Here is a 23,548-nt window from a genome sequence, read left to right on the forward strand (position 1 = left end):
TCGCTTGCGTCCCGCTCGCCGACGCCTGCGATGACCTGCTGAAACTATTCATGGAGGTCCCGGACGGACGTTCCGATCAAGGCCGCGACCATCCGGCTGCAGCAGTACTCGCGCTGGCCGCGGCAGCGACGGTGGCCGGGATGAAGGGCTACCGCGCAATCACGGGCTGGATCGCCGACGTCCCCGCCGATGTCCTGGCCGAGGTGTACATGCGAGCTGGGGCGGCCCCGGCACCGCCACCGAGCAGGACCACGCTCTGGCGCGTGCTCACCGACACCGATCCAGCCGCGCTCGACACCGCGATCGGCACCTGGCTCACAGCAACCCTCATGAGCTGCATGAACACTGATACTCCCCACGGGGAAAGCAACGCCACACGGCCGCTGACCCACCTGCGGATGGACGGCAAAACCCTCCGCGGCGCCCGCACCGGCGACGGCAACGGGCGGCACCTGCTGGCCATCGTGGCCGGACCAGCGGACCGAGCCGTGGTGGCGGCTCAGGCAGAAGTCGACGGCGCCAAGACCCGGGAGACGGTCACCGCCCGCGAGCTGCTGAAAGACTTCGATCTGACCGGAACCGTCCTGACCGCTGACGCACTGCACACGGTCAAGGCCACCGCGAACATGATCCCGCGAGCGGGGCGGCCACTTCGTGCTGCCGGTCAAGGAGAACCGTGGAGCGTTGTTCGACGCGCTCAACGCGCTGCCGTGGCGCGAGACTCCGATCGCGCACACCAGCACCCAGACCGGTCACGGCCGGATCACCACCCGCACCATCCAGGTCCTGCCCGCTCCCGAGAATCTGCCGTTCCCGCACGTCAGCCAGGTCTGGTTGATCGAACGCTACGTGAAGGCCGGCGACGGCACCGTCGTGTCGGCCATCGCCCAACTCGGCGTCGCCAGCCCCGACGAACACCTCGTCGCCCCCACCGACCTGGCCCGATTCAATCAGGATCACTGGGGTGTGGAGGTTCTGCACTGGATCAGAGACACCCTGTTCCGCGAGGACCACTCCCGCGTTCGTACGCGCTCTGGCCCTCGCGTCATGGCCAGCCTGCGCAACCTTGCCATCGGCGCGTTACGCCTGGCTGGACGGACCGACATCACCGAAGCCACCCGCTGGGCCTGCCGCTACATGAACAGGCCATTCGTCATCCTCGGACTCACACCGTGATCTTGGAACGGCCGTGCCACTGAACGTGGCCAGACCGCCTTGGATTCAATCGTCTAGGCGTGGCTCTGCCTGCGCGGCTCGTCCGAGCGCCCATAACAGCGTCAGCGGCTGGTGCCTGCGGGGCCGGCCGGTCGCCTTCGACGTGTCCGTACGGAGGGAGCCGATCTTCAGGAGAAGATTCTCGATCGTGTGCTCGCCCAGCGACAACCCGGGGGCCTCGACCTTGAAACCGAGACGGATGAGCTGGCGGGCCACGGACTCCCTGCCACCGGAGAACTCTTCAGGCCGAAGTGGCTGCCCGTCGACGCCCCGGTGTGAGACTCCGGCGATGGCCTCCAAGTCGTAGCGCCGATCCTCGTGGACGAGGAAATATCCGCGTGCCCGCCCGAATCCGTACGTGTCCAGGAACGCGTCCCGGCCCAAGTCGTCGCACTCTGCGATGGCGGCGAGAACCATTTCACGACGAAGATCAGAGAGTCCCACGTCGAGATCTTATGAGGCGATTTATCGTGACCGCCTTACTCTCTGGTCCCAGTTGGGACCCGCCGTGGAGTCCTTCGGCCTGGTTGTCCGCCAGGCGAGATATTTGGGTCGCCGCCCACACCGCATTTGGTGATGTCCGAACCGTAGGCGGTTACCTGGGCCGTGGCGTCCTCACGGTGTCTGCCGAATGGCGCAGTCGGCGCCCCGGCGTTCCCGGGCTACAACTGGCCTCGATCGCACGGTATGCCTGGGGAACGTCTCCGTCCCGCACCCATCAGCGGCCACAGCCTCGGCTGAAGAGCGGGCGATCAGCCAGGAGCGAGTTCACCGCCGGGAGCACTGCTCGACTGCGGCGCACTATCGGCTCATACTGCCCTCGGTTTCTTCTCCTGAAGAGGTGGTCGATGTACGGGCTCGGGCTGGCAGAACTGTTACTTGTCGTGTTCGAGGTGGCCGTATTGTTCGCGGTCGTCTACTTCGCGGTGCGGCTCGCGCTCCGGCACAACCGGAAGAGGAACGGCGGTCGGTAGGCCGCCACGATTTTCGGCGGGCTTGATCGATTACGCGAGAAAGCACCCTTGGGGCTGGAAGGATTGTGCTCGTTTGCCCGAGGTCCTCTCCGCGTCGGTTCAGAAGGCACTCTGCTGCGCTCATCGCATGGTCGTCATGCAAGGCCGAGATCGACCTTTGACCTCCTGGAGAGCTCCGAGGGTCGGGGGCCCGATCAGACCGGACAGGTGCGACGCCGTGCAGCGCCTCGACAAGGAGAGCCGTGAGCCATCTGAACGCCAACCGCGCACGCATCGTTGAGTTCTGGCGGGCCTGCGAGCTGTTCAGCCCGCAGAGCCTGCCGAGGGCCAATCCCAGAGAGGAGCGTGAGCCGGTGTTCCGGATCGGCCCCGGAGAGGTTTTTCCATGGGAGTCCAGGCACCCTCTCCAACGGAGGCCCATCAAGCCGAACATGACATGGCGGCATATCGTTTACGGCGGCGTATTCCAGCTCGATCGCATACGTGTCCTCCTTGAGAGCGTGTTCGGACCGGATCCGGATGTCTTCGACCAGGCACCGCAGGGATTGAGTGCGCTTCTCTCCGTGACCGTGACGGAGGAGGGGCGTCCGCTCCTGGACACGTTGGGGTTCTCCAGCGCCGCATGGGCGGCGGGCCGCACACGTTCCCCCGGTCCAGATTCACTTTCCTGGCTCGACGGCTTCGACGGCACGAGCGAAGACCTCCAAGGCGTGGCCGAGACGCGCGTCGCCGCGACCGCGGATGACAAGCAGGCCAAGGAGCTGCGGAACAAGGGGGTGCTCGTCGGCCGTCCTCTTGACCACGACGACCTGCTGGAGCTCATGGAGCTCACCAGCGACCGGTTCGGTGTCGAGGACGTTCTGGCCCCCGAGGGGTTCCTGGTCAAGTGCATTCAGGTCTCCCGGCGGCGTGAGCATGTCGTCGAGGCGGGAGCCGATTTCCTCAACAGCTTCATCGTCGGCGACCTCGAACGCGTCGCGTCCGCCGTACGGACGGGTAGGTATGGAGCGGCACTGGACGCCTACCTCCGGTTGCCGGCGCCGCCGCGTACGGACCTGCGCAGGCAACCGCAGGTGGTCTTCGACCACGTGGCGCCTGCCCATGTGCCCGCGGGCCGCTGGCCGCAGTCCCCGGACAAGCCGCTCGCGCTGAGCCAGCAGTTCGCCGTGAACACGATCATGGTGGAGTTGTCTGCGGGAGCAGGGCTTTTCGCGGTCAACGGGCCTCCTGGCACCGGCAAGACCACGATGCTCCGGGATCTGATCGCGGCCAACGTGGTGGAGCGGGCACTGCGCCTGGCCAGGCTCCCCGGCACCGGGGCCGCCTTCACCGGAGAGAGGCGATGGCAGACGGGTGATTTCCGGCGCGTGGTCAGTCTGTGGCGGGAGGACCTCACCGGGTTCGAGATGGTGGTCGCCTCCGCCAACAACGGGGCTGTCGAGAACGTTACGACCGAGATCCCCGGCGAGAAGGCGATCGACGATCGATGGCAGGGCGAGGCCAGATATTTCGACGATGTCGCCAGCCGGGTCCTCGGTGAGCCCGCGTGGGGGCTGGTGGCCGCCAGGCTGGGCAGAAAGTCGAACCGCGTCGAGTTCGTCGGCAAGGCCTGGTACGGCAGCGACGTCGAACCCGGCCTCCGGACAGCCTTCGAGGCCTGGGAGAAGGCCGGGGCCGGATCGTGGCAGACGGCGGTGAAGTCGTTCATGCTCGCCTACGAGCGAGTCGAGGCGCTCCGACGGGAGCGTGGCGAGGCTCACAAGCACCTGCGGGAGGTACTCGCGGTCCAGCACTCCATCGCCCGGATGACCGAGCAGATCACCTCGGCCGAGAGACACGTCGAAGCCCTGCTGAACGAGCTCGATGACGCACTTCGCCTCCAAGCGTCGGCACGGCAGGAAGTCGCGGCCCGGAACGCCAGACGAGAGGATCACCAGCGGTTCCAGCCCAGTTTCATCACCGCGGTGTTCACCTTCGGCAAGGCCTCACGGGAGTGGCACGCGCAGGACCGGGTGCTGGTGGGCGAGGTTCACAGTGCGCAGCAGGCGCTGTACACGGCTGCCGCTCGGCTGAAGGAGCTTGACCAGATGATCGCGCGGATGACCCGTGAACTCGGTTCCAGCCGGGCCGAGCGTGATGCCGCACAGTCACGATTGACCCGGCTCAAGTCGAAGCTCGCCCTCCAGCAGGACAGGTTGCGGGAATTCTTCCCCGACGAGCAATGGTGGAGCGACGATGAGTATCGGGAGCGCCAGACGCTGTGGACGGACGAGACCTGGAACCTCGCGCGTAGCGAGTTGTTCCTCGAAGCGCTGCGTCTTCACCAGGCGTTCCTTCGAGCGGAGGCGACGCGTATGCGGAAGAGCCTCCAGGCCGCCATGGACGTCCTGACCGGGGAGGCCCCCAAGAGCGCACCGGAGGAGGCCGTACGGGCTGCCTGGCAGAGCCTCTTCTTCCTCGTCCCGGTGGTCTCGACCACCTTCGCATCCTTTCACCGTGTGTTCTCCCACCTGCAGCAGGAGGCACTGGGATGGCTCTTCATCGACGAGGCCGGTCAGGCGGCGCCGCAACTCGCGGCCGGCGCGATCTGGCGGTCGCGGCGGGTGGTGGCGGTCGGAGACCCTCTGCAGCTCGAACCGGTGGTGACGCTGCCGTTCACCGCGCAACAGGTGCTGCGCCGAGTGTTCGGCGTCCAGGAGGAGCGATGGCTTCCCGGACGTACGTCGGTTCAGCAACTGGCCGATCACGCGAACGCGTACGGGACCTATCTCCCGGGCGAGGAGGAGCCGATCTGGGTCGGCGCGCCGCTGCGCGTCCACCGACGTTGTGACCAGCCCATGTTCGGCATCTCCAACGCGATCGCGTACGACGGGCTCATGGTGTACGGCAAGACCGAGCAGCCACCTGTCGAACTGCCGGAGAGCATGTGGATCGACGTGACCGGATCCGCCTCCGGCGGCCACTGGATCCCCGAGGAGGGAGTCGCCCTGGCCCGTGTCCTGAGCCGTCTCGCGCGAGCGGGCGTCCAACCCGAGGACGTCTTCGTGATCAGCCCTTTCCGGGACGTCGTACGCGGGATGAACCAGGTGGTGCGGCGATTCCGAGGAGTGGAGGCCGGAACAGTGCATACGGCGCAGGGCAAGGAAGCCACCGTGGTCGTCCTGGTCCTCGGCGGCGATCCTGGGCGGCCGGGTGCGAAACGCTGGGCGGCCACCCGTCCGAACCTGCTGAACGTGGCTGTCAGCCGTGCCAAGCGACGGCTGTACGTGATCGGTGATCGGGCCGCGTGGTCCACACAGCGTTACTTCGACGTGGTCGCTCGCGACCTTCCACGGCTGGAACTGCCGCCCGAACCTCCTCAGGGAGGTTGAGCCCTCTGGGAATCGCCGGGCACGGCTTCCGCTCGGGGTCACCGCCCACATCGCATCTGGTGTTTCCAGGCTGTAGGCGGTGACCTGGGCAGTGCCGCCTTTACGGCACCTGTCGCGGGCTGTAGCTGCCGCCGGTGGAGCCGACTACACGGCGAGACCGGTCGCGCCGACCTGCCCTTCCGCCCTCCGTGCTGAGGCGTCAGGCGTTGTTATAGAAGGGGACGTATCCGGCGCAGCTGGAGGTCGTCAGCCGCTTGAGGGACGAGATCTTGTCGTTGAACTTCCACGGCGACGATCCGAGGTTCTCGACCCACTCTCCCGGCCGGATGCAGAAATGCCGGTCCTTGTAGTCCACGTCGTCGTACAGGACCCACGCGAAGACGTCGACGTTCTTCACGGAGCTGGCCTCGTCGTTCTCCCACCACCCGTACAGTCCCAGGCGGCTGGTGGTATAGGCGTGCGGATATCCCTTGTAACCGGAGTCCTCGTACAGGATGATCCCGATCCAACCGGCGTGGGCCGGCGCCACGGTGACGACGATCGCGGCGGTGGCGAGCACTGCCGTGGCGAGCAGCGTCCTGAGCGTTCTAGACATCTTTCCTCCTGTGCGGTGCATGGGAGAAGCGTGCCAATCGACTCTTGGCGCCCACCGATACCGGGGCTTGGCGTCCACTCGTACGGCGGTTGCAGACCGCTGGACCGCCGGGCCTGGTAGACGGCGAGAGCCCGGCGGACACATACGTCCGCCGGGCCCCGCAGAGGAAAAGACCTACTGAACGGTGATCTTGTCGACCTCGACCGTGATGCCCTTCACCTCGGGGGTGGAGGTGGCGGTCAGGACGGTGCCGGTGCCCGCGGACACGCCCTTCAATGTGAAGGAGTAGCTGAGCGTGCCGCCGGGGGCGCCCGGCGTGCTGGTGACGCGGTAGTCCTGCGTCGGCGGGCCGCTGATCTGGGTGCCGGCGGTGCCCTCGATGTTCTCGGCGCCGACGGTCAGGCCGTACACCGCGCCGGGGTCACCGGGCAGGTTGCCCGGATCGTAGGCGTACGTGATGTCCTCGGCGCCGCCCAGCCCGATCCACTGCTGGAAGACCTTCAGGCTGTTCGTGCCGTACAGATTGAGCCTCCACTCGACGACCAGCCACCTGCTCACCCCGTCGGTGAGGGTCGCGACGTAGACGCCGGGCGCTCCGGTGCCGTCCAGGTCGGTCCAGTACGGCGCGAGCACGCCGTTGGGCTGGGCGGTGTCGGGGAGCGTCTGCGGCGTCGACTGGATGTCCGCCGAGCCGTTCGTGCCGCCCGCGACCGTGTAGCCGTCGGAGACGACGCCGATCCTGGTGAACGTACGGCCGGCGAAGGTGTACGCCGGAACGGTGAAGTTCAGCGCCTCCTCGTCGCCGATGGGCGTCGGGGCGATGCCGAAGGCCGTGAGCGGAATGTACCCGGCCGGGCCCGACCCCGGGGCGATGACCGGCTTGTCCGGCTTCCTCCCCGCCAGCGTCTTCTTGGTCGTCACGATCTGGCTGCCGACCTGGGTCGCACCGGTGACGCCGGTGAGCCGCAGCTTGGCGTCCAGCGTGCTGAGCGCGGTGACGTCGGTGTCCTGCAGGGAGGTGTTCTGCACCGAGACCGTGCAGGTGGACTGCCCGGTGTTCCTGGCGATGGTGCTCGGCGTGCAGGTCTGGTCGATCGGGACCGCGCCCTCGCGCCGGTAGAAGGCCACCGGCAGGTGCTGCTCCCGGCCGCCGCCGACCTGCTTGAGGTTCACCTGGCCGAAGTACTGCCCCTCGGGCAGGTCCGGCGCGGTGATCAGGATGGTGACCTTCTGGCTCTTGCCCGGCTTCACCGTGAACAGCGGCGGCAGCACCGTGATGTTCGCCCCGCTGACCGTGGTGCCCAGCGCGGTGTACGTGAGCGTCTTGGTGGTCGGGTTGACGAACGTACGCTTCGCGCTGATCACGCCCGGCATGATGGGCGCGTTCACCGACGGCAGGTTGAGGTCGATCCGGTTCAGCGGGTCGGCGGCCGAGGCGGCGTAGTTCACCGCGGTCTCGTCCAGGGTCAGGCCCGCGTCGCCCGCCTTCGTCAGGTCGATGCGCCCGCCGCCGTAGTCGAACGGGTCGGCCTGGGTGGTGCGGTCCTCCTTGGTGACCTTCGTCGTGGCGGTGGTCTCCAGGGCCGACTTGACCTGGCCCGGCGTCCAGTCGGGGTGCAGCGCGAACAGGAGCGCGCCGGCGCCCGCGACGTGCGGCGACGACATCGAGGTCCCGGCGATGACCTGGTAGAGGTTGCCCGCCGGGCCTTCCAGCGGTGAGTCGGGAGTCGGGGTCATGCCCGCCAGGATGTGCAGGCCGGGCGCGGTGACGTCCGGCTTCAGGAAGTCGCCGCCGGGGCCGCGCGAGGAGAACGACGTCATCGCGTCGCCCTGCCAGGTGGCCTTCGTCCCCTGGGTGAAGGTCGCCGTCGTGCCCGGGTGGGAGCTCAGCCAGCTCAGCAGGACGTCGGTCTCCGGCTTGTCGATGTGCACCGTCGGCAGCCAGTGGTTGTCGGTCATGACGTCCTGCGGTGTGGCGTTGTAGAGGATCATCCCCGCGGCGCCGCCCTGCTTCACCGAGAAGCCCTTGAGCACCCGGTTCGGGCCGCGCTGACAGGCGACGATCTTCCCGGCGAACAGCCCGGGAGGCGCCGGGCTGAGGCACAGCGCGTCGCTGTACGGCGGGGCCGAGGCGAGCACCACGGGCAGCGGCGAGGAGACGCCCGCCGTGATCGACGCGCCCTTGATCGACGGCCCGCCGGTCAGCGTGATCGTCGACTGGAAGGTGCGGCTCAGACCGCGTACGCCGACCCGCGAAGGCGGTGCCGAGCGGGGCCGGAACGCCGCTCACGCCCGATGCCGCCCTGTCATCGAACCCTCGTACCGGGAGGGCCTCCGGATGTAGATGACCGCTCCTATCGACCCGGCGATGCCCACGACGGCGCAGGCGATTGCGATGGCATCCCAGGAGATCCCCGCCAGCCCGGCCGGCGTTTCCGGGGAGGACGAAGGTGCCTGGGTGTACGTCATGTATGGCTCCGCCGAGGTGCTTTCACCGAGAGAGGTCTGGGGCGCCGGCGAGAATGCCTGCGGATTCGGAGCGTTGTCGTTGTGTAGGTATAACAGGGCGGCACCGCCAGCGAGGGTGAAGGCGAACACTAGGGCACCGATGGCGCAGGCCACCCGATGCCGCTTGACCCAGCCGAACCGCCACCATTGCGGCCTGTTCAGACCCTTCAACCGGCGCCGCTGTGGGCTGGGCTGACCCTCCAATCGGAGACGCACGACTTCCGGCGTACTCTCGGCGTCCAGCAGGGCATTGCAGCTCGTCCACGACAATTTCTCGTCCGGTAGGAAAGCCGCTGCTGCCAACTGCTCGTACAGGTGGGCCGAATCATCCTGGTGATCGAGTACATCGCGGAAGCAGTGATGCCTGGACATGGCTTCCCCCAGGGCAGTCCTGCCGGGCTGGTCCTTGACGGCCTTCAGGAGCGCATTCAACGCCGGGCGGGGATCCATAGTGGGTGCCACATCGGCGAGGGCTTGGGCGAGTGCGTCGACCGTGGGGCCCTGTTGGGTCGCCCCTACCATCCCGCGTTGTCTGCTCACCGCGGGCGCGGGCGCGGGCGCGGGCGCCGGGTCCGGTGGTCGTGGGGGAGGTGACTGGGAGGCCGACTGGCGGAGCAGTTCGAAGACCCGGGGGCGGTCGTCGTCGTTGAACCAAAGGGGTTCGGTCTGGCCCGCGAGCCACCCGATCAGGTCGGGGTAGTCCACGTCACGGTTGCGCAATATGCGGTGGTACTCCGCCGAGTGCTTGTCGAGGGGGATGTCCGCGCCCTGGCCCCAATGGACGGCCTGGACACCCTCCGGGGCGTAGCGGGCGAAGGAGAGCTTGATCCGGTGTTTCGTCGTGCTGCTGGTCCAGGTCGCCGCGCTGAACCTCGTCCGCAGCCCGTACGGCAGCAGCGCCATGACCGTGTCGACGAAGCGCAACCGCTCGGCCATCGGGACGCCGTCCGCGCCGACGAGGCAGACCTGCTGCCCGGAGGCCAGCAGCGCGGCGGCGGCCAGCGCGTCCGACCCCGGCATGACGTCGCGCGGGTCGAGCGCCGGCACGGCCACGGTCAGCGGCGGCTCCGGGGTCAGCGGGAGCGCGTCGAAAGCCGCGTACAGCGCCTGGTACGACACCGGGTGGTCCTGGAGCTGGTGGTACGGCACGAAGAACCACCGTGTGTAGGCGACCTTCCGGCCCGTGAAGTCACGGTGGTCCGACCAGGTGTGGATCGCCAGCACGACGTTGTGGGATTTCTCGCCGGTGTCCTTGTCTTCGATCCCGGCAGGGGCGATCGTCACCTGGGGCAGTTCGGAGGGGGTGCCGGCGGCGTACCGTGCCCTGAGCTTGTCGAAGACGTGCGCGAGCCGTTCGGCGCTCCACCTCAGCAGGCCGTACTCGTCGTAGCTGCCGTGCTCCTTGCCTTCGAGCCCCCACTCGAAGCCGATCCTCCGCGCGCCGTCCCCGTTCATCGCGGGGTCTCCTTGTCGGCGGCGAGCTGCCGCCCGAGCCACAGCATGGGCTCCACCACGTTGATCGGATGGATGGGCCCGCGGATACGCAGGTCCTCGCCTTCGGGCAGCAGATTCTCGTAGTCGTGCCAGTCGAACGCCTTCGTCTGCGGATGGACGTAGAAGCCGATCGACGAGGTGACGAAGAACCGCACGCGGTCGGGGTGGAAGTAGCGGCCGAGCGCGTTGAGGACCATGTCGGCGTTGCCGTTGGCCGACAGGTCGCACAGCTGCCGGAACAGGTCCGGGGCGTCGTCGTCGGACACGCGGGGGAAGCCGTACGGGTCGTCGGGCGCGGAGGCGAGCAGGTGCATCTTCTCGGCCGTCTCCAGCACACGCGGGTCGTCGAACTTCGTGACGCACACGGCGACGTTGTGGGGAAGCCGGCCGCCGGTGAGCCGGCCGAGGTCGCGCATCCGTTCGGTGAGCCGTTTGAGCGGCGGATGCAGATGGTTGAAGGCGTCGCCGCGTTCGAACTCGCGGATCGGGTCGAAGAGGAAGACGATGCCGAGGCTCTTCACCAGGTTGTCCAGCATCCGCTCGCGCAGCTCGTCCAGCACGTCCGGGCCGTAGTCGAGCCGCCGGGGACCCGCGCTGAAGAGGCCGCCTTCCGCGTCGATCATGCCGAGGCCGACCTCGAACGGCTCGGGTTCACCCTGCCTGCGCCACCACCGCCGCCTGCGCCGCTCGCCGGGGCCGTACAACGTCCAGTGGTAGTGCTCCAGGCCGGTGCTCGCCTCGGGGAAGACCTTGCCGGTGGACAGCGCGTTCGTCCGCTCGATCAGGAACTCCGACGACGCGGGGTCCGAGCCGACGATCCTCCAGTCGTCGTCCCTGCGCATCAGGGCGATGTCCAGGGCGGCCAGCAGCGTCGTCTTGCCGCTGCCGGGCGCGCCCCACATGGCGATGTCGTGGGCGGGCCGCCCCGGCTTCGGATCGGGCTGCATGCCGGTGTTCACTCCGTCTCGTCGAGCAGGGGAAACGGGACGTGGACGGCGGCGGGCACGGCGAGGCCGAGGCCGGCGGCCAGTCCCTGGAGGTCGAGGGCGTCGAGGTGGGCCAGCGCCCGCGCGCCGAGATGGCGCCAGATCCGGTGCTGCGGGCCGTCCTCCGGTTGGTCGCAGATCGCGCCGAACGCCATCCCGGGCAGGTGCTCCAGGTACGCCAGCAGCGACCGCCAGTCGTGCCGATGCGGGCAGGGCAGGACGCCGGACCGGTCCGCCCGCATCGGATGCGGGCGGCGGTCGCCGATGGTGAGCAGCACGTGCCGGCCCGGTGGCGACTTTCTCATGCTCCGGTTGAGCCGGGCCGCCACCGTCGCCAGCATGTCCTCCACCTGCGCGGCGTGCGGGTGGTACGGGTAGCCCTGGGTGACGGCCCCCCGGTCCTCCAGGGTGTCGAGCCCTTTCAGGGCCGCCTCCGCCGTGGCCTGCCAGGCGACGACCTCCACCGGCCGATCCGGTACGGACCGGTCGAAGGAGTGCGCGCCGTACGCGACGAGGGAGACGCGCGGCGCGTCCGCGGGCGCGCCGGAGAAACCGGCGAGACCGGAGAGGAACGCGATCATCTGACGGGCGCGGCCCAGCCGTTCCTCGACCTTGACGTCCGGGCCGCACACCTCGACCGCGCAGATCAGGTGGGCCGGGCCGGTCCTGGGCGGCAGCCGGTCCGGCAGGTCGGCGAGGAGTTCGTCCCAGGTCCGCCGATCGGCGGCGAGGCCGGGCAGCCCCGCGAACCGCACCCTGCCCGGCCGTACCAGCTCGGCGGTGACGACGTACGGCCCGGGGGCGACCCTGGCGCTGTGCACGGAGAGCAGCCGAGGCTCCCGGCCCTGCCGGGTGACGACGGCGAGGGCCGTGCCGTGCTCGCCGCCCGGCTCGCAGCGGACGGCGAGCTCCGTGCGGGTTCCGGCGCGGGCGCCGACCGGGAACAGCAGCTTGCCCGCCAGCTCCAGCCGTCCGCCGGCCCCGGCGGGCCGCATCACCACGAGGTCGTACGACCGGCACAGCGGGTCGCCGACGAGGACGTCCCTGACCAGCCCGGTGATCGGCGCGGTGGTGGCGAACACCTGTGCCGTGCGCGCCTCGCGCAGCCACTCCAGCGCCTGCAGGGCCGTCGCGCTCTCGGGGGACGAGCTCGCGACGACGACCTCAGAACCGGGCGCGGGCAGGCCGGCGGCGCGCAGCAGGGCCTGCCGGGCCTCCTCGCCCCAGCCGTGCTCCGCCGTCAGCGTGATCCACTGCAGGGGCCACCGGCGGCCGAGCGCGGTGCCGTGCTCGTCCCGGTGGATCTCGAAGGTCGTCATGCCGTCGGCGGCGACCTCCACGACGACCAGCCTGCCGGTGGCGGTGAGTCCCGCGACGGCCCGGGCGAGGGCCTTGCGGAGCAGGTCCTCGCCGGGCTCCGGCACGTTATCCCCCGTCATGCCTCGTGCCCCGTCCTCGACCCCGGACCCCGACCGGTCCGTGTTCCCGTCCCCGTCCCCGGCGAGAAGTTCTCGGATGCGCCCGCCTTCTGTGATGACATCACGGTAAATTCCGCGATATCGCGAAACGTGACATAGGAGAACTACGATAGCGGTGTGGCGCGCGTCACGCGATGTTTCCGTGTGTACGGCGCAGGCCAGCACTCCACTCTCCCGGGAGAAACATGAGGGACTTTCTGATTGCGTTGTCCGGAGCGAGATCGGAGGTCCTGGAGCGTTGCCCGACCGAGAAACCCAAGTTCGAGGGCATCGGGGGCGCCGTCCTCACGACGGGCGTCCTCGCCACGATCTCGATGACCTTCGCTCTGAGCAGCGCGCTCGGGCTCAACGTCGTCGTCTCCATCCTCGCCGGGCTGGTGTGGGGCCTGATGATCCTGAGCCTCGACCGCTGGCTGGTCAGCACGATGAGGGCGGACGCGCCGCGCCGCTGGCCGCTGGCCGTCCCCCGAATCCTCATGGCGCTCCTTCTCGGTTTCGTCATCTCCACCCCGTTGGTCCTGCAGATCTTCAAGTCCGAGATCGACGCGCAGATCGTCGAGATCAAGCAGCGGCGGGCGGACGTGTTCGTCGCGCAGCAGCAAGAGGGCGTGACCGGCAAGACCATCGGCCAGCTCCGCCAGGAGGTCGCGAACCTGGAGAAGGTGGTCTCCTCCGGCGGTGACGTCCCCGTCGCCACCGACCAGGACCCGCAGATCGTCGCGCTCACCGCCGACCGGGACGGCGAACGGAAGCTCGCCGACCAGCACTACACCGAGTGGCAGTGCCAGCTCTACGGAGGGTCGTCCTGCCCGAAGAAGGGCGACGGCCCGCTCGCCCGGGACAGCAAGCGCGCGTACGACAAGAACAAGCGGCGCATCGACCAGCTGAACGGGCAGATCGAGAAGCGCAGGAAGCAGCTGACCGACAACGGTCAGGAGGCCAAGCAGGTCCGCCTCACCAGCGCGCAGGAGGCGTTGCCGAAGGCGCGGGCACAGCTCGACGCGGCCCAGAGGCGGCAGGGAGACCTGCAGCAGTCCTTCGACGCCGAGAACCTCAACACCAACGGGCTGCTCATCAGGATGCAGGCGCTCAACGAGATCACCGGCAAGGACATGAGCCTCAGCATGACCCGGCTGCTGCTCTTCCTGCTGTTCCTGCTCATCGAGTGCCTGCCGGTCGCGGTGAAGCTGATGCAGCGGCCCGGCAACTACGAGAAGGTGCTCGCGCTCGCCGAGCAGCACGAGTTCCGCGCCGCGCGGGGCAGCTTCACCGCCGGGGCGATGACCCGGCCGCCGACCGCGGGACCCGCCAACGGCGCCACGGACATCTGGGGCATCTGGTCCCGTACGGGGGACACCGGGCCGCTCCCGTCGGTTCCCGGCTCCCGTCCCGACGACCCGTCGGGAGGGCCGACGGGAACCCGCGCCGAGCACGTCGCCGACGGTTACGGCTCGGTCGAGGACCAGGAACTGCGCCGCATGCCGGACACCCGCACCCTCCGGTTGCCGCGGCCCGCCCCGGAGCGCTCCGGCGGGGTCGAGCTGCTCCCCGATGACGACTGACTCCGCCGGCATGACGGTCGGCGGCCCGGCGCGGCCCGGGCAGGTCGTCGTGGGCCGGTACGAACTGCGGTCCCTGCTGGGCCGGGGCGGCATGGGCGCGGTGTGGCTCGCCTGGGACACGGCGCTGGAGCGCCTGGTCGCCATGAAGGAGATCCCCCTGTGGCCGTACGGCGAGCGGACCGAGGTCCAGCGGGAGAGGGCGCTCCGGGAGGCGCGGTCCCTCGCCCAAATCCAGCATCCCTCGATCGTCGTGGTGCACGACGTCTTCGAGGCGGACGGCAGGCCGTGGATCGTCATGGCCCACGTCGAGGGCGTCAGTCTGGAAGACCAGATCAGGGAAGGCGTGCTGGCCGAGAGAAAGGCCGCGTCCGTCGCCCGCGACGTGCTGGGGGGACTGACCGCCGCACACGCCGCCGGCGTGGTGCACCGGGACGTCAAGCCCGCCAACATTCTGATCAGCCGGGCGGAAAAGGTCGTCCTGGTCGACTTCGGCATCGCCCAGATCTCCGGGACGAGCGGCCTCACGGCCCGCAGCCGCCTGCTCGGCACCCCCGAGTTCATGGCGCCGGAACAGATCAAGGGGGAGGCGGCGAGCGCCGCGTCCGACCTGTGGTCGCTCGGCGTCACCCTCTTCTGGGCCGTCGAGGGCCGCTCGCCCTTCCGCCGGGGCAACGAGCACGCGACCATGCTGGCCGTCATCAGCGACGACCCGGAGCAGACGCGGCCCGGGCCGCTGGCCCGCGTTGTGGCCGGGCTCCTGGAGAAGGATCCCGTACGGCGCATGGGAGCGGAGGAAGCCGACGCCATCCTGCGCACGATCCTCGACGGCCCGATATCCCAGGCGCCGCCGGTTGCCTGCGGTCCGCCGCCGGGAGCACCGCCCGGTCCGCCGCCAGGCGCACTGGCCGGTCCGCCGCCGGGGGCGTCTCGGGGGGTGCCGACGGTGGAGACGATCCGGCGGGCGTCTCCGGCCGAGGGGGCGCGCCTGCTGCTCGCGCAGCCGAGGCAGGTGGCCGCGTCGCTGCTCGACGCCCTGGATCCGGCGGTCGCGGGCGCGCTGCTCGACGCCATGGCGGGCGAGCCGTCGGCGGCGGCCACGGTGCTGGCCCTGATGGGGACGGCGCGAGCGGGCCGGGCCGTCGACCACATGGCCGCCACGGGGGCGGCCGCGGTGCTGCGCGTGATGCCCACGGGCCGGGGCACCCTGGTCCTGGCGGGGGTCGCGGACCGGGGCGCCGCCGCGATCCTCACCGCGCTCGGCCCCACCATGACAGCGGTCCGGCTGGTCGAGTCGATGACGACACGGCGGGCCTGGCGGGTCCTCGACAATGTGCCGCCGGCCGTCATCGCGGCCCTGCTGCGGGCGACCACCGACGGCCGTGCCGAACGCCTCCTCTCCGGCCTCAGCCCCGCCGTCCGGCGGCAGGTCGCCGAGTGACGAACCGGCCGGCGGGGGCGATGACACATCGGCTGCGACACATGGGCTGCGACACATCGGCTGCGACGCATTGGACACGACTTTGTCGCCTCTGGTTGGCTCCTCTGTCATGAGACGGCTGGGCGGGTGGAGAACCGCCGTACCGGTGGCCGCCGTCCTGGCGTGCGCCGCCTGCAGTGCCGGTGCGGGGGGCGGCGTGCCGGGTTCGGGCGGACCTCCCGCCACGAACTCGGCCCAGACCACGCCCTCGGCCCGGGCCTCTGCGGTGCCCGCGCACGGCGAGGCGGCCGTACGGAAGACGCTGCGCAGGCTGGAGGCCTCCTTCCGGGGCCGCATCGGCGCGTACGCGATCGACACGGCGACCGGGAGCACGATCGGCTACCGGGAGGGCGAGCGGTTCCCGCTGGCGTCCACCTTCAAGGCGTTCGCCGCCGGGGCGGTGCTGGCCGGCACCACCGATGCCGAGCTGTCCCGCGAGGTGGTCCGGTGGACGGCCGGTGAGGTGAAGCCGCACTCGCCGGAGACGGGCAAGCACGTGGACGACGGCATGACGCTCGCCGCGCTGTGCCGGGCGGCGATCGTCCACAGCGACAACACCGCCGGTGACCTGCTGCTGAAGCGGATCGGCGGGCCGGAGGGCCTGACCCGCTACTTCCGTTCGCTCGGCGACCAGGTCTCCCGTCTCGACCGCTGGGAGCCCGAGCTGAACGTGTGGTCGCCCAAGGAGAGGCGCGACACCACCACGCCCGTGGCGATCGCCCGCGACCTGCGCGCGCTCACCGCCGGCGGCGCGCTCGACGCGGCGGACCGGTCCCGGCTCGCCGGGTGGCTGCGCGGCACCACGACCGGCGGCGCTCGCATCCGCGCCGGGCTGCCCCCGAAGTGGATCGTGGGCGACAAGACCGGCACCGGCGGCACGTACGGCACCGCCAACGACATCGCCGTCATCTGGCCGGCCGAGGACGCGGCTCCGATCATCCTGGCCATCTACACGAACCGCCACGCCGCCGGCGGCTCCGCGGACGACGAGGTCGTGGCGCGGACCGCCGCCGTCCTCGTGCGCGGCCTCGGCCTGCTGTCGTAGGACCGGGTCTCGAACCCCTTTACGGCCCCATAACCTTGTCCTTATCGATTCGGGGGACGGGGAAGTCGAGTTGGGGATGATCACGTGAACGCCACGGGGAAGATGCTGCGTCTGGCCGCCATGGGAGCGGCGGCGGGCGTGCTGGTCGCGGGGATCGCGCTGCCGGCGGTCGGCGGCGCGGGGGTCGGCCTGGTGTCGGCCGTCAGGGACGTCGGCCTCGAACCACGGGACCTCCCCGAGCCTCCGCTCGCGCAGATCTCGGTGGTCCAGGACGTCAAGGGCCGCGAGATCGCGCGGTTCTACGAGCAGTACCGCGAGGTCGTCCCGCTCGACCAGATGGCCGACGTCATGAAGACGGCCATCATCTCGATCGAGGACTACCGCTACTACGAGCACGGCCCGATCGACATCGAGGGCACCCTCCGCGCGCTGGCCAGGAACATGCAGGCGGGCGGGGTGGCCCAGGGGGGCTCCTCGATCACCCAGCAGTACGTCAAGCAGGTGCTGCTGAACTCGGCCGACACCGAGGCGGAGAAGAACAAGGCCCTGGAGGCCAGCTACGCCCGCAAGCTCAACGAGCTGCGGTACGCGATGGGCGTGGAGAAGAAGTACTCCAAGGACGAGATCCTGGAGAAGTACCTGAACATCGCCTACTTCGGCGCGGGGGCGTACGGCGTCGAGGCGGCGGCGAAGCGGTTCTTCGGGGTCGGCGCGAGCGAGCTGACGCTGCCGCAGGCGGCGACGCTGGCGGGCGCGGTGCAGGACCCCAACGCCACCGACCCCAACCTCGGCAAGACCCACCGCGACCGGCTGCTGAAGCGGCGCAACGTCGTGCTCGACCGGATGGCCGAGCTGGGCAAGATCACCCAAGCCGAGGTGGCCAAGGCGAAAGCCGCCAAGCTCGGGTACAAGGGAACGAAGCTGCCCGGCGGCTGCGAGTCCAGCAAATATCCGTACTTCTGCGTCTATGTGCGCAACGAGATTCTCAGCAACTCCGACTTCGGCAAGACGGCCAAGGACCGGTCGCGGTTCCTCAACCGGGGCGGCCTGACCATCAGGACCACGATCGACCCCTCCATGCAGGCGGCGGCGGACGCGGCGATCAGGAAGTGGGTCAACCCGTCCGACGACCCGGTGGCCGCCGAGGCGCTGGTGCAGCCCGGCACCGGGGCGATCCGGGCGATGGCCGCGAGCCGGCCGTACGGGACGCGCAAGATCAGGAAGGAGATGTCCTACAACCTGGTCGCGGACGCGGCGCACGGCGGCGGCATCGGCTTCCAGGCGGGGTCGACCTTCAAGACGTTCACCCTGCTCACCGCGTTGAAGCAGGGCATGAAGGTCAACGACGGGTTCAGCGTGGGCGCCGGCTACACCGCCCCCGGCTACTCCACGTTCAGGAACTGCGCGGGCCAGCCCATCGGCGACCCGAGCCACACGGTCACCAACGACGAGGGTGCGCCCGGCTGGCTGACCCTGCAGACCGGCACCTGGCACTCGGTCAACACGTTCTTCATGGAGCTGGAGCGGCGGGCCGGGCTCTGCGAGGTGGTCAAGACGGCCAAGTCGCTGGGCATCCACCGGTCCGACGGCGGCGCGCTCCAGGAGTTCGAGACGTTCACCCTCGGCATCAACGAGATGGACCCGGTGACGGTCGCGAACGCCTACGCCGCGATCGGGGCGCGCGGGAAGTACTGCGCGCCGATGGCGATCAGCCGGATCACCGACAGCACGGGCAGGACGACGGACTACACGCCCAAGTGCCGTCAGGCACTCGACCCCGAGGTGGCGGACGCGGCGGCGTACGTGCTGTCCGGCGTCCTGACCAAGGGCACGATGGCGGCGGTCGGCGGCATCGGCCGCGATGCGGCCGGCAAGACCGGCACCACCGACAACTCCTCCTCCGCCTGGTTCGCCGGGTTCACCCCCGACCTGGCCGGCGCGGTCAGCCTCGGCGACCCGCGCGGCACGTCGAAGTACAAGCTGAACGGCGTGACGATCGGCGGCCGCTACTACGGCGAGGTGTTCGGCGCCAGCGTCCCCGGCCCCATCTGGAAGGACACGATGCTCAAGGCGCTGAGTGGCACGCCGGCGACGAAGTTCACCCCGCTCGACCCCTCGTTCGGCGGGTGCGGCCAGAGCTGCCGCCCGGTGGCGCCGCCGCGCGACGACACCCCGGTGGAGATCAGGTTCGACTAGTCAGGTCGCCCGGCCGAGGCGGGGCGGGTAGTCGGTGGCGAGGTCGGCCAGCGCGTCGGCGGTGTCGAGCACGCGGAACAGCCGGGTCAGGTTCGTCCAGCGGAGGATCCGCAGCACCTGGCCTCTGGGCGCGATCAGCGCCAGGTCGCCCTCCCGGCCGCGCAGGTGGTGCGCCAGGCGCACCAGCAGCCCGACCCCGGTGGTGTCGATGAACCGCACCTCGCTCAGGTCGAGGGCGAGCCACGGGCCCCTGGCCTCGATCAGGCCGCGCAGGGGCTCGTGAAGATGCCGCACCGCGTGGAGATCCAGCTCTCCGCGCATGCCCAGCACCCACCATCGGGTGGGGGCAGGGCTCGGTGCCGTCCACGTCTCCACGGTGGCTCCCTTCGCTCTTCTCGACGCCGGGGACCACTGACGGAGCCGTGGGGGGCCGTGGGGGAGGTCCGGGGCGACCTGACGAAGCGCTTCGACGGCGGGACGGCGAACGCGTCCTGCCTTCCAGAGGTAGGGCTCAGTTGAACATTGCACTAGTTGGGCCCTACTGAGAGTAACAATTCTTATCCGCTGCGTCGATCGAGTGGAAGAAATTCACCACCGCGGTGTGATGTTGTCTCCTGCTGCCGCAGCCGGATCCGCTACATATGCTTACCCCGTTATGGTGCGATTGAGAATATTGGGGCGAATCGCGGCGGAGGTCGACGGCCGCCGCGCGGACCTCGGGACGTCGCTCCAGCGCGCCGTGCTCGCCCGGCTCGTCTGCGCGCACGGCCACGTGGTGTCGACCGACCGGTTCGTGGACGACCTCTGGAAGGGCCAGCCGCCGCCGCGGGCGCTGGGCGCGTTGCAGGTCTACGTCTCCAACCTGCGCCGCGTGCTGGAGCCGGGCCGCCCGCCTCGGGCCGCCGCCCGCGTGCTGGTGACCGCTCCGCCCGGCTACCGCCTCGCGCTGGAGCCGGACGACGTGGACGCCTGGCGTTTCCCCCGGCTGGTCGAGGCCGCCTCCGGCCTCCTCGCCGAGGGCGCGCCCGCCCGGGCGCTCGACCTCGTCAACGAGGCCCTGGCGCTGTGGACCGGCCCGGCGTACGCCGAGTTCGGCGACGAGGAGTGGGCCGCGCCCGAGGTGAGCCACCTGGACGAACTGCGGGTGGTCGCGGCCGAGTACCGCGCCGAGGCGGCGCTCGCGCTGGGCCGCCACGCCGAGATCGTCCCCGAGCTGGAACGCCACCTCACCGAGCATCCCCTGCGCGAGAACGCCGTACGGCTGCTCGCACTGGCCTATTACCGGGGCGGACGGCAGGGGGAGGCGCTCGCGGCCCTGCGCCGCACCCGCGCCCTGCTCGCCGACCAGCTCGGCGTCGACCCCGGGCCCGCGCTGCGCACGCTGGAGGCGGACATCCTCGCGCAGGCCGAGTCGCTCGACCCCGCGCCCGTGATCGGCCCGCCCGTACGGGAGACGCGGGCCGAGCCCGCCCCCGCCGCCTTCCGGATGGTCGGCCGTACGGCGGAGCTGTCCCGGCTGGTCGCCGCGGCCGGGCAGGCGCGGGACGGCTTCCGCATCGCCTGGCTCGGCGGCGAGGCGGGCTCGGGCAAGAGCACGGTCGCCGACGCGCTGGTGCGGCGGTTGTCCGGGGACGGCTGGCAGACCGTGGTCGGCCGCTGCCCGGAGACGACCGGCGGCGTGCCGCCCGCGTGGGCCTGGAGCGAGGTGCTGCGCGATCTTTCCGCCACCCGGCCGCCGGAGCCCGGGACGGCGGCCAGGCTCGCGCCGCTGCTGACCGACGACGCCGCGCCCGTGGGCCAGTTCTGGCTGGCGCGGGCGGCCGGCGACTACCTGGAGGGCGTGCCGGGACCACTGCTGATAGTGCTGGAGGACGTGCACCGCGCCGACGAGGAGACCCTCCAGCTGCTGCGTCATCTCGCCGGCCGCCTGGCCCGCACGCCGGTCCTCGTCCTGCTGACGCACCGGCCGGCGGAGGCGGGCGACGACCTCACGGCCACCGCCGCCGCGCTCGCCGTCCAGGCCGTGGAGAACATCACCCTGGGCGGCCTCGGCGAGCCGGAGGTGGCGCGCCTGCTCACCGAGCGCTCCGGCGCGGAGGTGGACGCGACGCTGGTCCGCACGGTCACCGAGCGGACCGGCGGCAACCCCCTGTTCGTGGCCGAGACGGCCCGGCTGCTCGCGGTGGACGGCCCGGCCGCGGCCAACGCGCTGCCGCCGGGCGTCCGCGACCTGATCCGCCGCCGCCTCGCCCGGCTGCCGGCCACGGCGCAGACGACGCTCCGCACCGCCGCCGTCCTCGGCCGGGAGGCCGACGCGGACGTGCTCGTCGCGATGCCGGGGGCCGACGAGGAGACGGTGCTCGACGGCCTGGAGGCGGGCGTGCTGTCCGGCCTGCTGGAGGAGCCGCGCCCCGGCCACGTCCGCTTCGCCCACGTGCTCGTCCGCGAGACGCTGTACGAGGACATCCCCCGGCTGCGCCGTACGCGGATCCACGGCAGGGTCCTCACCGCGCTGGAGGCCGTGCGGCCCGGCGACGTGGGGGCGCTCGGGCACCACGCGCTCGCCGCCGCGACCACCGCGACCGCCCTCACGGCGGCGGGGTACGCGGCGCGCGCCGCCCGCCAGGCCTCGTCGGTCTACCACGCGTACGGCGAGGCGGCGACGCTGCTGCAGGGCGCCCTGGACGCGCTCGACCTGCTGACCGAGGGGACCGGCGAGCCGCCCCGGGACGTCCGGCTCGGCCTGCTGTGCGATCTGGTGTCCGCCCAGGCGCACGCGGGCGACGTGATCACCGCGCTCCGGAACCGGGAGAGGGCCCTCACGCTGGCCGAAGAGATGAGCCGGGAGATGCGAGACCTGGCGGCGGTCGCCCGCGCGGTCACGTCGTTCGACGCGCCGGTCATCTGGACCATCCAGCCCGACCGCGCGTACGACCCGCGCCTTGTCGGGGCGATCGAGGGCTCGATGCCGGCGGAGGCGGGGGAGCTGCGCTGCCGCATGCTCGTCGCCCTCTGCCACGCGCTCGAAGGGCACGACGCGGAGCGCGTCGAGACGGCGAGCGCCGAGGCGCTGGCGATCGCGGACGCCCTCGGCGACCCCCGGCTGCGCTGCATGGCGCTCAACGCCCGCTACTGGGCCTGCCTCGCGCCGGGCCGGCGGGCGGAGCTGGAGACGCTCGGGCACGACCTGCTGGCCGCGTCCGCCGCCGCGGGACTGCTCGGCTACCAGACGCTCGGCCACTTCGCGCTGCTCATGGTCGCGCTCGCCCGCAACGACTGGGCGTCGGCGCGCGAGCACGCCGACAGGGGCGCCGCGCTGTCGACGACCGGCCAGCTCGGCCTGGCCCTCGGCATCCTCGCCTTCCTCGACGCCCTGCGCCTGCTGGTGACGGGCGACTTCGAGCGGGCCGGCCGCGCGTACGGCGAGCTCGGCGAACGGCTGGCCCGCACTGGCGACGCGAACGGCGCGATGGTGGGGATGGTCGGCCGCTTCGTGGTCGCGCTGGCGGCCGGACGCCTCGCCGGGATGGTGGAGGAGCTCACCGTCCTCTGGGAGCGCCTGCGTGAGGACAGCATGGAGATCTACACCCGGGCGCTCGTCGGCACCGGACGCGTCGACGAGGCCCGCGCCGTGTGGCTGCCCGGGCACCGGCCCCGGCGCGACTACTACTGGCTGCTGCTGATGTCGCTGCGGTCGGACAACGCGGCGGCGCTGGGCGACCGGGAGGTGGCCGCCGAGTGCTACGAGCTGCTGCTGCCGTACGACGGCGAGCTGGCCGGCCTGCACTCGGGATCGGTCACGGCCGGGCCGGTGGCCCGCACGCTGGGCGACCTCGCCGTGTTCCTGGGCCGGCCCGGCGACGCGGACGCGCACTACCGGCGGGCCGCCGAGGTGGCCCGGCAGGCCGGCTCCCCGCACTGGGAGGAGGCCGCCCGCCGGGCGCTCACGCCGCGCCGAACACGAGACGCTCGCGGCGCCGGTGGCCGGGACGCAGCAGCGCCAGCATGACGACCAGGACGGGCCCGGCCACCTTGCGCAGCTCGGCCAGCTCCTCCGGCCGCGCGTGCCGCTCGATGCGGGGCAGCTCGAACCGCGGGTCGCCGCCCTTGCGGACGTGCTTCTCCAGCTCCTCCCAGTCCTTCGCCGTGACGTGCCGCATGATGACCGGGAAGAGCTGCCGCTCCTCCTCCGCGATGTGCTCGTCCAGCAGGTCGGCCAGGCGGCGCATCGGCTTGGCCAGCTCGGCGGGGTCGCCCGCGACGGCCTGGATCTCCGCCAGCAGCGGATCGAGCTCGGAGTGGTCCTCGCTCAGCTCGCTCAGGTCCACCTCGGCGCCCGCCGACCGGACCAGCAGGGGCCACAGGTGGTCGTCCTCCGCCTTGTGGTGGTGATGGATGCCCTGGCACAGCTTGACCACGTAGTTCTTGATCGCGGCGGCGCGCTCGGGGCCGCACGGCTGCCGGCCCGCGGCGATCTCGCCGGTGGCGTCGGCGAGGCGCCGGGAGTCGGCCCGCATCGCGCGGTGGGTGATGCGGAAGCCCAGCAGGTTGGGGGCGGGCAGGTTGGCGGGGTGCGGGGCGGGGGCGTCGGACATCGCGCGATGCCTTTCGTAAGCGGGGTGGTCGGGCACGCTCACTGTGCGCTCC

Annotated in this window: 15 protein-coding genes and 2 pseudogenes; 9 read left to right on the forward strand and 8 right to left on the reverse strand. The window is 70.8% G+C overall.

The window, feature by feature from the left end; genetic code table 11:
• Window positions 1-50: 50 nt before the first annotated feature.
• Window positions 51-305: pseudogene (locus OG344_RS12315) on the forward strand (transposase family protein); the annotation flags it as partial.
• Window positions 306-645: 340 nt separating this feature from the next.
• Window positions 646-1,176 (forward strand): annotated as a pseudogene (locus OG344_RS12320) (transposase); the annotation flags it as partial.
• A gap of 45 nt (window positions 1,177-1,221) precedes the next feature.
• Here OG344_RS12320 and OG344_RS12325 read toward each other — a convergent pair.
• Window positions 1,222-1,659 carry a hypothetical protein gene (locus OG344_RS12325; RefSeq protein ID WP_405088337.1) on the reverse strand — a complete coding sequence of 146 codons (438 nt, stop codon included), beginning with the start codon at window positions 1,657-1,659 and terminating at the stop codon, window positions 1,222-1,224.
• Window positions 1,660-2,063: 404 nt separating this feature from the next.
• Here OG344_RS12325 and OG344_RS12330 point away from each other — a divergent pair, with 404 nt between their 5' ends.
• Both OG344_RS12330 and OG344_RS12335 read left to right on the forward strand, forming a co-directional pair.
• Window positions 2,064-2,189 (forward strand): hypothetical protein, encoded by a 126-nt coding sequence (locus OG344_RS12330; RefSeq protein WP_405088338.1) that lies wholly within the window; start codon window positions 2,064-2,066, stop codon window positions 2,187-2,189.
• Between the two features lie 563 nt (window positions 2,190-2,752).
• A complete protein-coding gene (locus OG344_RS12335) occupies window positions 2,753-5,560 on the forward strand; it encodes a DEAD/DEAH box helicase (RefSeq protein WP_405088339.1) in 2,808 nt (935 codons plus the stop codon).
• 199 nt (window positions 5,561-5,759) lie between these two features.
• Here OG344_RS12335 and OG344_RS12340 read toward each other — a convergent pair whose 3' ends face one another.
• From OG344_RS12340 to OG344_RS12360, 5 genes are all read right to left on the reverse strand, one after another.
• A complete protein-coding gene (locus tag OG344_RS12340) occupies window positions 5,760-6,155 on the reverse strand; it encodes a beta/gamma crystallin-related protein (RefSeq protein WP_405088340.1) in 396 nt (131 codons plus the stop codon).
• Window positions 6,156-6,329: 174 nt separating this feature from the next.
• Complete coding sequence (locus OG344_RS12345) at window positions 6,330-8,294, reverse strand: S8 family serine peptidase (RefSeq protein WP_405088341.1); 1,965 nt, start codon at window positions 8,292-8,294, stop codon at window positions 6,330-6,332.
• Between the two features lie 147 nt (window positions 8,295-8,441).
• Window positions 8,442-10,118 (reverse strand): hypothetical protein, encoded by a 1,677-nt coding sequence (locus OG344_RS12350; RefSeq protein WP_405088342.1) that lies wholly within the window; start codon window positions 10,116-10,118, stop codon window positions 8,442-8,444.
• Window positions 10,115-11,116 (reverse strand): hypothetical protein, encoded by a 1,002-nt coding sequence (locus OG344_RS12355; RefSeq protein WP_405088343.1) that lies wholly within the window; start codon window positions 11,114-11,116, stop codon window positions 10,115-10,117. The genes OG344_RS12350 and OG344_RS12355 overlap by 4 nt, the downstream gene beginning before the upstream one ends.
• Window positions 11,113-12,582 carry a hypothetical protein gene (locus OG344_RS12360; protein ID WP_405088344.1) on the reverse strand — a complete coding sequence of 490 codons (1,470 nt, stop codon included), beginning with the start codon at window positions 12,580-12,582 and terminating at the stop codon, window positions 11,113-11,115. The genes OG344_RS12355 and OG344_RS12360 overlap by 4 nt, the downstream gene beginning before the upstream one ends.
• Window positions 12,583-12,806: 224 nt before the next feature.
• Between OG344_RS12360 and OG344_RS12365 the strand changes: the two genes are divergently transcribed.
• The 4 genes from OG344_RS12365 (at window position 12,807) to OG344_RS12380 (ending at window position 18,901) form a co-directional block, all read left to right on the forward strand.
• Window positions 12,807-14,183: a DUF4407 domain-containing protein gene (locus tag OG344_RS12365; protein ID WP_405088345.1), complete on the forward strand. Its 1,377-nt coding sequence runs from the start codon at window positions 12,807-12,809 to the stop codon at window positions 14,181-14,183.
• The gene (locus OG344_RS12370; protein ID WP_405088346.1) at window positions 14,173-15,621 is read left to right on the forward strand and encodes a protein kinase domain-containing protein; all 1,449 of its coding nucleotides are present in this window, start codon (window positions 14,173-14,175) and stop codon (window positions 15,619-15,621) included. The genes OG344_RS12365 and OG344_RS12370 overlap by 11 nt, the downstream gene beginning before the upstream one ends.
• A gap of 109 nt (window positions 15,622-15,730) precedes the next feature.
• Complete coding sequence (gene bla / locus OG344_RS12375) at window positions 15,731-16,705, forward strand: class A beta-lactamase (protein WP_405088347.1); 975 nt, start codon at window positions 15,731-15,733, stop codon at window positions 16,703-16,705.
• Window positions 16,706-16,789: 84 nt separating this feature from the next.
• Window positions 16,790-18,901 (forward strand): transglycosylase domain-containing protein, encoded by a 2,112-nt coding sequence (locus OG344_RS12380; RefSeq protein ID WP_405088348.1) that lies wholly within the window; start codon window positions 16,790-16,792, stop codon window positions 18,899-18,901.
• On the opposite strand, the gene OG344_RS12385 is transcribed toward OG344_RS12380, so the two are convergent.
• Window positions 18,902-19,276: an STAS domain-containing protein gene (locus OG344_RS12385; RefSeq protein ID WP_405088349.1), complete on the reverse strand. Its 375-nt coding sequence runs from the start codon at window positions 19,274-19,276 to the stop codon at window positions 18,902-18,904.
• Window positions 19,277-19,574: 298 nt separating this feature from the next.
• On the opposite strand from OG344_RS12385, the gene OG344_RS12390 reads away from it, so the two are divergent.
• Window positions 19,575-22,910, forward strand: coding sequence for a BTAD domain-containing putative transcriptional regulator (locus OG344_RS12390; protein ID WP_405088350.1), 3,336 nt, complete (start codon window positions 19,575-19,577; stop codon window positions 22,908-22,910).
• Here OG344_RS12390 and OG344_RS12395 read toward each other — a convergent pair.
• The gene (locus OG344_RS12395; RefSeq protein WP_327049354.1) at window positions 22,846-23,496 is read right to left on the reverse strand and encodes a hemerythrin domain-containing protein; all 651 of its coding nucleotides are present in this window, start codon (window positions 23,494-23,496) and stop codon (window positions 22,846-22,848) included. The two genes, OG344_RS12390 and OG344_RS12395, sit on opposite strands and share 65 nt — an antisense overlap.
• Between the last annotated feature and the right edge of the window lie 52 nt (window positions 23,497-23,548).

The sequence above is a fragment of the Microbispora sp. NBC_01389 genome (assembly GCF_045040095.1).
Taxonomy (GTDB): Bacteria; Actinomycetota; Actinomycetes; order Streptosporangiales; family Streptosporangiaceae; genus Microbispora.